The sequence below is a fragment of the Corynebacterium sp. HMSC034A01 genome (assembly GCF_001838175.1).
Classification (GTDB): Bacteria; Actinomycetota; Actinomycetes; order Mycobacteriales; family Mycobacteriaceae; genus Corynebacterium.
Map to the genome: position 1 here is coordinate 52,405 of NZ_KV835969.1, position 12,697 is coordinate 65,101.

14 protein-coding genes, 1 tRNA gene and 1 pseudogene are annotated in these 12,697 nt (G+C 64.5%); 9 read left to right on the forward strand and 7 right to left on the reverse strand.

The window, feature by feature from the left end; translation table 11 throughout:
• The first annotated feature begins 129 nt into the window (after window positions 1–129).
• The 5 genes from HMPREF2791_RS06755 to HMPREF2791_RS06770 all read left to right on the forward strand — a co-directional run bounded on the left by HMPREF2791_RS06755 (window position 130) and on the right by HMPREF2791_RS06770 (window position 5,588).
• Window positions 130–3,039, forward strand: a complete 2,910-nt coding sequence (locus HMPREF2791_RS06755) for a UPF0182 family protein (RefSeq protein ID WP_246825481.1) — start codon at window positions 130–132, stop codon at window positions 3,037–3,039.
• 160 nt (window positions 3,040–3,199) lie between these two features.
• A tRNA-Met gene (locus tag HMPREF2791_RS06760) sits at window positions 3,200–3,273 on the forward strand.
• A gap of 465 nt (window positions 3,274–3,738) precedes the next feature.
• The gene (locus HMPREF2791_RS06765; protein WP_070844829.1) at window positions 3,739–4,761 is read left to right on the forward strand and encodes a DUF4192 domain-containing protein; all 1,023 of its coding nucleotides are present in this window, start codon (window positions 3,739–3,741) and stop codon (window positions 4,759–4,761) included.
• 161 nt (window positions 4,762–4,922) lie between these two features.
• Window positions 4,923–5,066: a hypothetical protein gene (locus HMPREF2791_RS12070; protein WP_016456431.1), complete on the forward strand. Its 144-nt coding sequence runs from the start codon at window positions 4,923–4,925 to the stop codon at window positions 5,064–5,066.
• Window positions 5,067–5,156: 90 nt separating this feature from the next.
• Entirely contained in the window at window positions 5,157–5,588 is a 432-nt protein-coding gene (locus HMPREF2791_RS06770) for a single-stranded DNA-binding protein (RefSeq protein WP_034997554.1), read from the forward strand.
• On the opposite strand, the gene HMPREF2791_RS06775 is transcribed toward HMPREF2791_RS06770, so the two are convergent.
• Complete coding sequence (locus HMPREF2791_RS06775) at window positions 5,585–6,013, reverse strand: recombinase family protein (RefSeq protein ID WP_256008564.1); 429 nt, start codon at window positions 6,011–6,013, stop codon at window positions 5,585–5,587. The genes HMPREF2791_RS06770 and HMPREF2791_RS06775 overlap by 4 nt on opposite strands.
• A 196-nt stretch (window positions 6,014–6,209) precedes the next feature.
• Between HMPREF2791_RS06775 and HMPREF2791_RS06780 the strand changes: the two genes are divergently transcribed.
• The 4 genes from HMPREF2791_RS06780 to HMPREF2791_RS06795 all read left to right on the forward strand — a co-directional run bounded on the left by HMPREF2791_RS06780 (window position 6,210) and on the right by HMPREF2791_RS06795 (window position 7,857).
• Entirely contained in the window at window positions 6,210–6,755 is a 546-nt protein-coding gene (locus tag HMPREF2791_RS06780; protein ID WP_034666346.1) for a TetR/AcrR family transcriptional regulator, read from the forward strand.
• Window positions 6,752–7,111 (forward strand): DMT family transporter, encoded by a 360-nt coding sequence (locus HMPREF2791_RS06785; protein WP_034666344.1) that lies wholly within the window; start codon window positions 6,752–6,754, stop codon window positions 7,109–7,111. Before HMPREF2791_RS06780 ends, HMPREF2791_RS06785 begins: the two co-directional genes overlap by 4 nt.
• Complete coding sequence (locus HMPREF2791_RS06790; protein ID WP_034666342.1) at window positions 7,108–7,437, forward strand: DMT family transporter; 330 nt, start codon at window positions 7,108–7,110, stop codon at window positions 7,435–7,437. Before HMPREF2791_RS06785 ends, HMPREF2791_RS06790 begins: the two co-directional genes overlap by 4 nt.
• Window positions 7,438–7,542: 105 nt before the next feature.
• Entirely contained in the window at window positions 7,543–7,857 is a 315-nt protein-coding gene (locus HMPREF2791_RS06795) for an NIPSNAP family protein (RefSeq protein ID WP_230208643.1), read from the forward strand.
• Between the two features lie 263 nt (window positions 7,858–8,120).
• On the opposite strand, the pseudogene HMPREF2791_RS12275 reads toward HMPREF2791_RS06795, so the two are convergent.
• From HMPREF2791_RS12275 to merA, 6 genes and pseudogenes are all read right to left on the reverse strand, one after another.
• Window positions 8,121–8,271: pseudogene (locus tag HMPREF2791_RS12275) on the reverse strand (IS481 family transposase); the annotation flags it as partial.
• Window positions 8,272–8,646: 375 nt separating this feature from the next.
• Window positions 8,647–9,603: a cytochrome c biogenesis CcdA family protein gene (locus HMPREF2791_RS06800; protein ID WP_034666335.1), complete on the reverse strand. Its 957-nt coding sequence runs from the start codon at window positions 9,601–9,603 to the stop codon at window positions 8,647–8,649.
• Window positions 9,600–10,082, reverse strand: a complete 483-nt coding sequence (locus HMPREF2791_RS12280) for a TlpA family protein disulfide reductase (RefSeq protein WP_141745922.1) — start codon at window positions 10,080–10,082, stop codon at window positions 9,600–9,602. The genes HMPREF2791_RS06800 and HMPREF2791_RS12280 overlap by 4 nt, the downstream gene beginning before the upstream one ends.
• A gap of 119 nt (window positions 10,083–10,201) precedes the next feature.
• Entirely contained in the window at window positions 10,202–10,417 is a 216-nt protein-coding gene (locus HMPREF2791_RS06810) for a hypothetical protein (protein ID WP_070844863.1), read from the reverse strand.
• 126 nt (window positions 10,418–10,543) lie between these two features.
• Window positions 10,544–11,197: an organomercurial lyase MerB gene (gene merB / locus HMPREF2791_RS06815; protein WP_070844831.1), complete on the reverse strand. Its 654-nt coding sequence runs from the start codon at window positions 11,195–11,197 to the stop codon at window positions 10,544–10,546.
• Between the two features lie 34 nt (window positions 11,198–11,231).
• On the reverse strand, window positions 11,232–12,656 hold the full coding sequence (gene merA / locus HMPREF2791_RS06820) for a mercury(II) reductase (protein WP_070844832.1): 1,425 nt from the start codon (window positions 12,654–12,656) through the stop codon (window positions 11,232–11,234).
• Window positions 12,657–12,697: the final 41 nt, after the last annotated feature.

Here is a 12,697-nt window from a genome sequence, read left to right on the forward strand (position 1 = left end):
CGGGCAAGTTTGACGTTGAATTATTTAAGCTTGAAGCTTAACTGCGTTGCACACACTAATTCCTAAGGAGCAGGCTTGGCTACCCGCCTCAATCGGCCACAACCACGCGCCAAGAAACCGAACAAGGGGTTGTTAACCACCATCGGTGTCTTGGGCATCATTCTTGTCCTCTTGCCAATGGCAGTCGGGCTGTACACCGACTTCCTGTGGTTCGGGGAGGTGGACTTTAGGGGCGTGTTCAACCGCGTGATCCTGGTCCGCGTGGTGCTGTTTATCATCTTCGCGCTGATCGGCGGCGCGATCACCTGGATTGCCGCCCGGCTTGCGTGGCGCGGCAGGCCCCAGGAGCAAGCCACGCCGTTCGACCAGGCCGCGCAGTACCGCCAACAGGTGCAGCAGAGCGTGCGCGGCATGCTGGTGTGGGTGCCGGTTGTCGTCGCCATCCTGTCCGGCCTGGCCGGCCAGCGCATGTGGCGCGTGTTCATGCTCTGGTTCAACGGCGGCGAGTTCGGCTCCACCGACGCCGAGTTTGGCAAGGACTTAGGCTTCTACGCGTTTACCCTGCCCGGCATCTCCGCGGTGGTGGACACGCTGTCCATGCTGCTGCTGGTGGCGTTTTTGGTCGCCGCAGTGGGCCACTACCTGCTGGGCGGCATCCGCATCGGCAACAAGGTCTCCGGCATCTCGGGTCACATCAGCAAGGACGCGCGCATTCAGCTCGCCGTCACCGCTGGCCTGTGGATGCTCCTGAAGGCCGTGAGCTACTGGCTGGAGCGCTACTACCTGCTCTACGGCCGCAACGACATCTTCACCGGTGCGTCCTACACCACTGTCAACGCGATGTTGCCGGCGAAGATCATCCTCACCGTCATCGCAGTATTGGTCGCGGCGGCGTTCTTCGCCTCCATCGTCTACCGCGACTTCCGCGTGCCGGTGTTGGCAACGGTGCTGATGCTGTTGTCCTCCCTGGTGGTGGGCAACGTCTGGCCGGCGCTGATGGAGCAGTTCTCCGTCAAGCCGAACCGCCAGGCCAAGGAGTACGAGTACATCGGCCGCAACATCGAGGCCACCCGCGAGGCGTACGGGCTTACCGACGACAACGTGACCTACCTGGAGGACTGGGGCGCAGGCAACACCTCCAACTCCGATGTCGCCTCCGACGCCGCCACGATTTCGAACCTGCGACTTCTGGACCCGGAGATCATCTCCCCGACGTTTACTCAGAACCAGCAGCTGCGTAACTTCTACGGCTTCCCGGACCAGCTGGCCATGGACCGCTACGAAGTGGACGGCGAGCTGCGCGACTTTGTGGTCGCCGCCCGCGAGATGGACCCGAACTCGCTGAGTGAGAACCAGCGTGACTGGATTAACCGCCACACCGTGTACACCCACGGCAACGGCTTCATCGCAGCCCAGGCCAACACTGTGGACGAGGCTGCGCAGGACGCCGGCTCCACCCGCGGCGGCCTGCCCATCTTCACGGTGTCCGACCTGCAGTCCAACGCCGCTGCCAAGGCTTCCGAGGATGCAGAAGAGCTGGGCATCAAGGTCGACGAGCCGCGCATCTACTATGGCCCGGTGATTGCCTCTGCCGAGGACGGCCTGGACTACGCGATTGTGGGCGAGACCGGCCAGGGCCCGGTGGAGTACGACACGGACAACTCCACCTACACCTACGACGGCAAGGGCGGCGTGGACATCGGCAACATGTTCAACCGCCTCGCCTACACGGTGAAGTACCAGGAACTGAACTTCCTGCTGTCCGACCGCGTCGGCGGCGACTCCAAGGTGCTCTACGACCGTGACCCGCGCACCCGCGTGGAGAAGGTCGCCCCGTGGCTGACCACGGACTCCAAGACCTACCCGGCCGTGGTGGATGGCCGCGTGAAGTGGATCGTGGACGGCTACACCACGCTGTCGCAGATGCCGTACTCCACGCGCACCTCCCTGCAGGACACCACCCAGGACGCGCTGAACCCGGACGGCACCACCCAGCGTCTGATCAGCGACAACGTCGGCTACATCCGCAACTCCGTCAAGGCCACCGTGGACGCCTACGACGGTTCCGTGGAGCTGTACGCGTTCGACGAATCCGACCCGGTGCTCAAGGCCTGGCAGGGTGTGTTCCCGGACACGGTGCGTCCGGCGTCCGACATCTCGGATTCGCTGCGCGAGCACCTGCGCTACCCGGAGGACCTGTTCAAGGTCCAGCGCGACCTGCTGGCGCGCTACCACGTGGATGACCCGGGCGTGTTCTTCAACAACGACGCCTTCTGGTCCGTGCCGAACGACCCGACCGCACCTGAGGGCCGCGGCCAGCTGAACCAGCCGCCGTACTACGTGGTGGCGGCCGACCCGGAGACCGACAAGGCCTCCTTCCAGCTGATCACCCCGTTCCGTGGCCTGAACCGCGAGTTCCTCTCCGCGCACATGGCGGTGGCCTCCGACCCGGAGAACTACGGCCAGATCACCGTGCGCGTACTGCCGACGAACACGCAGACCCAGGGCCCGAAGCAGGCGCAGGACGCCCTGATGTCCTCCGACCAGGTTGCCCGCGACCGCACGCTGTGGGAGGGCACCAACGACCTGAAGAACGGCAACCTGCTCACCTTGCCGGTGGGCGGCGGCGAGATTCTCTACGTGGAGCCGATCTACTCGCAGCGCAAGGACCAGGCCTCGGCCTTCCCGAAGCTGCTTCGCGTGCTGGTGTTCTACCGCGGCCAGGTGGGCTACGCGCCGACGATCTCCCAGGCACTTGACCAGGTTGGCATCCACTCGGAGGCTGCCCAGGACATCGACGTTGTGGACGAAAACCAGGACGCCAAGCCGGAGGGCGAGGGTCAGGAAGCGAAGCCGGAAGGCGAGGCTAAGCCGGAGGAGAACGGCGACGCTCCGCAGGTGAACAAGGACGAGGCGATGAACAACATCAACGACGCCCTGCGCAACCTGGAGAGCGCCCGCGACGGCTCCTTCGAGGAGTACGGCCGCGCCCTGGACCGCCTAGACCGCGCGGTGGAGGAGTACCAGCGGGCCCAGTAGTTCGCCAGTAAGCACGGCTCGCGCCAGCGCGCCACTCGAGCACTAAAACGATAGCGCCAAACCGTCTTTGAACAGGAGGTTTGGCGCTATTAGTTGGTGTATGTATAGTAATTCCACGTTGCCGGTTACGGCGACAGGCGATAATCACATAAACGCCCGACGCGGGGTGGAGCAGCTCGGTAGCTCGCTGGGCTCATAACCCAGAGGTCGTTGGTTCGAATCCAGCCCCCGCTACTAAGATAAGGCCCCTACCAGTGGAAACGCTGGTAGGGGCCTTCTTCATTTTGTGATCGGATCGCCATTTGGTGCACTAGCTGGTGCACTAGGGTCAAAATCCTGCACCAAACGGAACTGCGACGCTCCAACGACGCGGCGCAGGTTTTCGGTGCATTGCTTAGTGATTGCTAGGACGGCAGCAACGAAGGAACGCCACGGGAGTCGGCAGTTCGAGGAAAGCAACTGCGAACTGCTGTGCAAGTCTCACAACCGCGCCAAAGGTAACGCTTAACCAGCGGCGACGCGGGGATCTAACAATGCTGCGTCGCTAGCGCTCGCACCCAGCGAGCGAGCATCAGGCTGCGCTAGCGACGCCGAGCGCACAAAGGCACTGCACTGCGGGGATACGCCTGCGACCGGCAGAGCCGGACTGAATACGGGATTGACCACGTTCACCCCGTATTCGTGCAAAGGAGCACTGCCATGTCCACTCATTCCCACACGCTTGCATCTCACGGCGAGATCCTCGCGAACCTCCCCGGCATCCTCGGCTTCTACCCGAACAACTCGCTGATCCTCGCGTTCTTCGTCGACGACGAGGGCGTCGACACCGTCCGCCTCGGCCCGGTCGCGCGGTTCGATCTGGACGAGGCCGTGGAGAAGCTCACCGAGAGTCGCGAGCGGTTCGCAGCGTGGGTCCACCACCTCGAACTCGACGCTGTTATCGCGTACATGATCAGCGATGACATTGCGCAGCCGGTCTTTGACGAGACGGCCACGTGTCTCACTAGTGGGGCAGTGCACCTACCGCCGCTGCTCGGGGTGGTGCAAGTGCCCGAGATCGTCACCGGGGCTGCGTGGTGGTCTGTGTACCAGCATCCGCTCATCGACGAGCCGCGCCACGGCGTTGTCGGCGAGGTCGCCGCATCGGCGGCGCTGCGGCAGATGCTAGAGCACACCGGCGAGCTGCCGGAGCCGAGCAAAGACGACATCGAGGCACGCCTGAACAGCACCGATCACGGCATCGACGCTGCCGAGCACGCCGACATCATCGAAGACGCGCTGGCGTATATCCCGCCCATGTTCTCCGACGTGCTGCAGCGTGAATACGAGCAGGCGGCGGCAGGAATAACCCAGCCGAGCACGCGCGCTGTTCGATCGGCGCTGAAATGCTTCACCACGCCGCGCTTGCGAGACGCGCTGCTCGCGGCGCTGCTCGATGACCCGCAGGCGGGCCTACGGTTCGCGGAGCAGGTTATGCGTGCTGTCCCGACCAGCTGGCCAGGGATGCGCGCGCAGCTCACCACCACGGTTGCCGTGCTTGCGCACGCCACAGGCCAGCCGGGACTAGCTGGCGTGGCCGCGCACCGAGCCACCGAGATCGGGCCAGACGAGAACTTCCCGTCGTTGGTGGCGAAGCTGACCGACATCGGCCAAGGCGAGCGGATGGTCGAACTCGTCCGCGAGGGCGCCGAGAAGACCCGCACGATCTTGTTCACCGAGTAGCACCACACACCCCGTTGCAGCGATGCAACGGGGTTTCTTTTTTTCTCGTCGGCCGTGGCTTGCGACAGCAGACACTTCAACGAGGCAGGGGAGCGACCCCTAGACAGCAGAGCTGTCTCCAACAGACGGATTGACCACCAATCCGAACAAGGAGGCACGTGATGCGCGACATCACCCACACCGACCTGGAACTGCTCTACCAGCTCGCCGACGGCATCGACGGCGAGGACGCCGATCCGGGTGCAGCACAAGAACTGCGCGACCTAGAGGCGGCAGGCACGCCGCTGCCCTGGGCAGTGCTGTAACGACAGCGCAACCCCCCGCAGCAGCAAAGCAGCTGCTTCAACACCCACATTGCACGGCAATTCACACCCACCCACATAAGGAGAACCATCATGTCCAACCCCTTCAACAACGGCACCATCGTCGGCAACGCAGCTCGCGCACCGAAGCTGTTCGAGCACGCAAACGGCGGTGCGACGGTGAAGCTCAGCGTCTATGCGCGCAACACCTTCAAGAACAAGGCCACCGGCAAGGTGGAAAGCGAGATCGTGGAGCTGACCGGCTACGTCCAGGACGCGAAGAACCCCGGCGTGTTCGGCTGCATCGGGTCCGGCGACCGTGTCGCAGTGAGCTACTCGCTGAAGACCGACGTCTACACCGACAAGGACGGTGTGAAGCACTACCCGCTGGTCGCCCGTATCGACACCGTGCAGCTGATCGACTCCAAGAAAGAGTCCGCTGCGCGCGCAGCCCGTCGCGGAGGCGAGGCGGCGAACGCCGCCCTGGCTGGCGCTGACGCCGACAACGACGAAGCACCGTTCTAACAACGACACCCCGCAGGGAAACCTGCGGGGTTATTTTTTTCAACTATTTCACGGTGTTGATCCAGCTCTTTCACGGCCTTACCCAACTGAACAAAACCCAACAGCCCTAGCATCAGCTTGGCGATCGGGGTGGAGTCTTTTGAGTAGGTCTGTCCCTCCTTGAGGAACTTCACCGACACTCCTTTGCTGACTAGCTCGTCAACAATGGCGTACAGATCCGTCAGTGAACGCGCGCACCGATCCATCGACGTGACGACAAGCTGATCTCCTGCACGGACATATCGCATTGCTTCATCAAGTCCAGGGCGCTCACGCGATCCACCACTGGCCTTATCCGTGTAATAGGTGAAGACCTTCTCTGCCTTGAGTTGTTCAATCTGACGATCAAGGTTCTGATCTTTCGAACTCACCCGGGCATAGCCCACCTTTTGTCCTGAGATCGCCCCCAACTGTTCAGTGATCTCCAGAGGCAGTGACGGTTCTGTTCCGTTAGTCTTGGAACTAACCCTAGCGAACAGGAAGTTTTTTCATTCACAAATTGTTCGCTTGGGGTGTACCCCAGGTGCCCCTACCAGCGCCCGCAGTTGAAGGCTTCACCTACCAAATGGTAAAGTTAGCTATATGCGAACCAGTCAGCGCTCCGAGATCCTGGAAGCTGCCCTCCGCGTCATGAACGCAGCGGAGGGTGGCGACATTACCCTTGACGCAGTGGCCCACGAGGCCGGGCTCACCAAACCGGGATTGCTATATCACTTCCGCAACCGCGACGTACTGCTCGCCGCGATCGTCGACCACGCTGCGGCCAACGTCGAGAACGACATGACTGCCACCCTTGGCAAGCCCCTCGAGAACGCCAACGCCACCGAGCGGCTCCTGAGCTACGTTCACGTCGCCGCCCACGGGGCCGCCAAGCGCGCCGAGTTCATCATCTGGGGCCAAGCGACGTACCGGCCCGAACTCACCGAACCGTGGACTACGCGGATGGGCCGCTGGCTCGAACTCCCGGACGATCTCGACGCCGCCACCCGAGCCAGGCTGACCACCGCCCGACTCGCCGCCGACGGACTCTGGGGCGCCCAGGCCACAGGTGTGTCCACCCTCCACGGCGCGGATCTCGAAGCCGTCGTCTCCAGCATTCGCTCCCTGATCGAAGGAACAACCCCATGAAGCAGTGGTTCCTGCTCGCTGGTGCCATCACTACCGAAGTGGCGGCGACGCTGTCTCTCAAGGCGGCGCTCAATCACCCATCCTGGTACATCGTGGTTGCTGCCGGATACATCGGCACTTTCGTCTTCCTCACCTTCTGCCTGCGCGAAGGAATGCAGATCGGCGTCGCCTATGGCATCTGGGGAGCCAGCGGGGTCGTGCTCGCCGCTGTGCTATCCGCCGCGATTTTCGGTGAACCTCTGACTGCTGTGATGGGTCTTGGAATGGTTCTGATCATCAGCGGTGTCCTCACCGTCGAACTCGGCTCCCAGAAAGCTCAGCAAACCGCAGCCCAGGAAGCAGGAGTCAACTCATGAGATGGATCTTCCTCGCAGGCGCCATCTTGTCCGAAGTCGTCGCGACCATGTCGCTACGAGCCTCCGACGGTGGCCGGGTGAAGAAATGGTTCATCGGCGTCATCGCGGGGTATCTCGTGGCGTTCGTCGCCTTAAGTCTCGCCTTGGCCGACGGCATGGCCCTTGGCGTCGCCTACGGCATCTGGGCAGCATCCGGCGTAGCTCTCACCGCGATCCTCGCCCGGGTCATCTTCCACGAACCCCTCACCCGAACCATGGCCCTCGGCATCCTCTTCATCGCCGTCGGAGTTCTCACCGTTGAAATCGGCGCCAACTTGGCGAACTGACGCATTTCCGCAGGTAAACCAGGCAGATTGGTGTGCCCCAGGTGCACCACGAGGCGCACAGACAAAGGCTCCCCAATGAGCGCCTGTGGGCCTAGCGTTGTGGATGTGATCACCTGTGTCGTCCACTACACCATCGACCCCGACCAGATCGCGGCCTTTGAACAGTTCGCCCGCGCTTGGATGCGGCATGTCGACGAACACGGCGGCACCCACCACGGGTACTACCTACCCGCGGAAGGTGTGAGTGACCGTGCGGAATCCCTGTTCAGCTTCCCCAGCCTGGCTGCCTACGAGCAGTACCGCACCTTGTTCGGCACCCACCCGGACTTCATCGCCGCTGACCGGATTCGAGACGAGTCCGGGTGCGTCCTGCGGTACGAGCGCACCTTCATGCGGCCGCTCCTACCCCAGGGACACTGAAAGGGACTCCGGCAGCACGCTCGGCACAACCCACAACGCCGCAGGTCAGCGCGTACAGATGGGTGTACCCCAAAAGCCTCATGTCTCGATTATGCCTCACAAACCCCTACCGAGCACCACCCTGCGACAACTTAGGGCGAGACGCTTTAGTGAGACGGGGAGGAGGCCAATTGCCCCATGAAACGGTCTCACATTCCAGTTCCTGCCGGGTGTCTCATAAAACTTTAGGTTTTCAGGACGCTCCGCGACCGCTAGTGGGCCATATAAGCGAGTCGGGTGTGGTCATCGACAGCGGCATGGACGTGGTCGAACCCGATCGGGTCTTCCGGTCGCGGATCGGTCGTGGACTCGCCAACCGCCGCTGTCGGGGATGCGGCTGAGTTTCTTCACATCGATATGGATGAGCTTGCCTGGCCACCAGCAACGCTCTCGCATGCGTGGTCAAGCGGGCGTTACCGTTGGGCATAGAGGCCTCCGGCAGTGAAGAACTAGACAGCTCCACTAAGCCAGGAGGCCTAACTATTTCACAAGACCGAAAGTGCCACCAACGTCACGGTCGAGTACAACTAGTGGGTGTCACTGTGGCTTTCCGAAGTCCACCACACTGACGTTCCCGTCATTGCGGGGGCGGTACAGAGGGCTCCTGACGGATTGCCCGAAGTCCTCTGCACGAATTGACTTCCGGCCTGATGCCGCTGTACCAACCTGTCCTGATAGGCGGGCGCCTCGTTTGCCAGAAGATGGGGCACGGTTCCCTCTCCCCCTTGCTTTTTGGGAGTCCTCGGCCAGCTACGGGATCGTGCCTGGCCGGTCCTCGGTCGAGTTGTTGTCCGGAGTTGGTGCGCAGCAGTCGGGTTCCCCGCTTTGCCCGGGGCCCTCGCCTGTGGGCGGCGTTCCCTGTCTGATGCGCAGTCTCCTGCGCCGGTTGAGGGCGGCCAATGCCGATGCGAGCACCACGGCTGCGGCGAGGGCTGCGATCAGGGTGCTGTTGTCGCTGATCCAGGCGCTGGCGGCGGCTGACCATACGGCGAGGCTGTTGGCCTGTGCGGTTCCGCCGGTGGCGGCGGGATACCAATACCAGCTGAGGTAGGCGCCGGTTATGGTGAGGATGAAGGCGGCGATGCGGTTGCTGTGCTTGGCCAGGCCGGTGATTCTTCGCCCGAGGGCGGCCCCGGCGATGGACGTGCCTGCCGAAACGAGCACCAGGACAGTGGCCGAGCCTGCGGCGTAGGCGGCGAAGACCGCGAGCAGCCCGGCGTAGCTGGCGACGGCCTGGGCTTGGGCGATCACGGCCAGGAGCACCCCGAGGGTGCAGCCGAGGGATGCTGCGGCGTATCCGACCCCGAAGGCCACCATGCGCCCGGTTTTGTGCCCTGCCCCTGCGGCTTCTTGTGTGCGGGGTTTCGTGGCCCAGGCCGGCAGACGGAGCCGTGGTGTGAGTCCGGTGAGCATGGCCAGGCCCAGCAGGAGAAGGATCACCCCGGTGGCCATTCCCAGCCAGGGCGCTGCGCTGATCAGGGTCCTGGCGCCCGCGCTGACGATCAGCCCGAAGGCTGCCAGGGTCCCGGCGAAGCCGAGGCTGAGCGCGAGCCCGGCCCGGAGCCCGTGGGCCAGACGCAGCGCGAGCGGGCGCGTCCGGGCGTCCCCGATGGTCTGGGCTATCCAGGCGGGCAGGAGGGCGAAACCGCAGGGATTGACCGGGGCAATCATTCCAGCGGCGAAGGCCAGGGCAAGCAGGGCTGTCATTGGGCACCGGCCTTGGTGAGTTCTTCTTGGATCTTTTCCGCAGACGGGTCGGTGGCCCGGAAGGTAACGTCACCCTTCGCGTCGACCACCACCAGGGTGCTCATGGAGGTGACCTTGTACCGGGTGGTCAGTGTGGCCCCGGTGTCGATGACGGCAGGGAGCTCAGGGGCCTTGATGTAATCGCGGAATCCGTTGATGGTCTCCTTCGGTTCTCGGGGGTCCACGTCCACCAGGAGGTAGTCGGCCGAGCTTCCCAGGGCCGTGGAGGCCTTGTTCAGGGAATCGGCCCCTTCCACACACTCACCGCATCCGACAGAGAAGAAGAACAGTGCTGCGGGCTTACCGTCCGGGATGGTCCGGGTAGTGCCGTCAATGTCGGAGACCGTAACAGCAACGGCACCGGCCGCGTCGGGCGACGAACCGCCTGGCGCGGCCGACGGGCCGCTCGGTGAGCTGGCGCAGGCGGTTGTCAGTGCCATGACCGCTGTCAGAAACAGGGCGGAGGCGAGGTGCCTGGGCCGGGGAACGGACAGAGAACGGCGGGATCTCGGGTATGTCATGGTGTCTGGTGGTTCCTTCCAGGAATGGGGATGGGGACTCAGGCGGTGCCGTGGTCGGTGCGGTGGTGCTCGGGGGATGCGGGAGGGCAGCAGTCGTCGGTCCTGCGGCGTTTTCGCTGCCTGGTGACGGCGATGATCCCGGCCAGGAGCACCGTGGCGGCCGCGAGTAACACGAGGGGATTTGAGAAGAATCCGGCGATCGCGCCGAGGGCTCCGGCGGCGATGAGGACGGGTCCTGCGCAGCACAGGATCATGGCCGCTGCTATGCCGATTCCTGCGGCCAGTGTGTGGTATCGCCCGGGGCGACCGGTCTGCCGGACGGGTTGATGGCCGGTGTCTGGCTGTTCTGGGTGCTGGGTCATGTCATGTCCTTTTAAAGCTCAGCAGCAGGAGTCCTGCGCCGCGGGGGCCCGCGTGGCGGCCGCGGCGAGGAGGGCGGCGGCCATGGCAGCACCGGCCCGGTGTGCCGCCTCGATGTCCAGGACTTCGCCGTCGGGATGGGAATCCAACCACGGCTGGGCGTCCTCGCGGGAGGCGAAGTAGTGGACCTGGTTGCAGAACGATGACCGCACCGGCCCCGTGCCCGGGTGGCTGATGATGGACACGACGGCGGTGGCCGGCTGCACGGAGGTCACCGTGCCGTCCGCGCCCGTCATCACCCGGATGAGGGTCCCGCTACCCGGGGAGGTCGACCCAATGGTTGCGGCCTTCCCGATCAGGGCCGGGAAGAAGAGGGTGTCCAGGGCGCACCAGGTGTAGAGCTGTTCCCCGGCCAGGGTGAAGCGATGCGGGGTGGGCCGCATCGTCAGGGCCAGGCCGATGATGCGGCCCTCGTCGTCGTACTCGGTGTCCGGGACGGCGGCCAGTCCCTGCCGGACCGTGTCTTCGCTCCGGCCACTGGCGGTGGCCAGTTCGGCGACCGTGACGGGCTCGCCCTCGGCCAGGAGCCGCAGCAGCGGCACGAACAATTCCGGGTCTATTCCGGAGCGCGCGGGGGACAACAGATAGGTGAGGGCCTGGTCGGTGGCGGTCATGGCATTCCTTTGCTTCGGTAGTGGGGGCTGCAGCTCAGGCGCAGCAGGAGAGCTCGGAGACGTCGGTGGTGAAGGCCTTGGCGGCGATCCTGATGCCCTCGGCCATCGTCAGGTAGGGGCTCCAGGCGGCGGCGACCTGCGCGGTGGTCATGCCCGCTTCGAGGATGTAGACGCCGGCGGCGGCGATTTCCCCGGCGTCCTTGGCCACCGCGGAGAGGCCCAGGATCCGTCCGGTGTCGCGGTCCGCGACAACCTTGATGAAGCCGCGGGTGTCGCGGTTGACCACGGCTCGCGGCACGTACTCCAGGGGGAGGACCCGGCACTCGCAGCTGATCCCGGCGGCGACAGCTTCCTTTTCCGTCATCCCGACCGCCCCGATGGCGGGACTGGTGAAGGTGACCCGGGGCAGGTGCCGGTAGTCGACCTCGGCCAGGGCATCGGTGAATGCATTGTCCACGGCCAGGGCGCCGTGGGCCGCTGCGACGTAAACGAACTCCCGATGGCCGGTCGCGTCCCCGGCGGCCCAAACCCGCGGGTTGGACGTGGCCAGGCGGGAATCGACCACGATCTCGCCGGATGCGCCGGTCTTCACCCCGACGGCGTCAAGGTCTAGTCCCTCGGTCACCGGGCGGCGGCCCAGTGCCACGAGGATGCGGGAAGCGCGGAACACCTCCTCGCCCCCGGCCACGTTTGCCGTCACCGAGACCCCGTCCGGGCCGGAGGTCACGGAGTCGGCCATGGCCCGCCGGACCACCCGGATCCCCTCGTCGGCGAACACCCCCGCCAACGCCTTGGATGCCTCCGGTTCCTCCTGCGACGCCAACCGGGAACGGACCAGCATGGTCACCCGGGAGCCCAGCCGGGAGAAAAGCTGTGCCATCTCCAGGGCAACGTAGCCTCCGCCCAGGATCAGCATTGATTCGGGCACCTCGTCCAGTTCCATCGCCGTCGTCGAGGTCAGGTACCCGGCCTCGGCCAGTCCGGGAACGGGCGGCACGTAGGGTGCGGAGCCAGTGGCCACGAGGTAGTGCCCGGCCTCGATCGTTCTCACTGCACCATCCGGGGAGATCACCCGGAGCAGCGGTGCGTCCTGGGTTCCGGTGAACGACGCGTCCCCCGAGATCATCGTCCACCCGTAGTCCGCGGCCAGATCGACGTACTTCTCCGTGCGCATGCTTTCAACCAGCGCGGCCTTGCCCTGAATCAGGGCCGGCATGTCCACCGGGCCCGCCGAGGCCGCCACCCCAGGGAAGCGGGCCGAATCCAACGCCACGTGGCGGGCCTCCGCGGCAGCCAGGAGCGCCTTCGACGGGACGCAGCCCGTGTTCACGCATGTCCCGCCCACGGTGCCGCGCTCCACCATCACGACGCGCTTGCCCAGTCCGGTGGCCCGGATCGCGGCCGCAAACGCTCCGCCGCCGGAACCAATAATCGCCAGATCGAACTTTTCGTTTGTCATTCCAGATGTCTCTTCCCTGTGGTTCAAAAGTTCCTATGGAA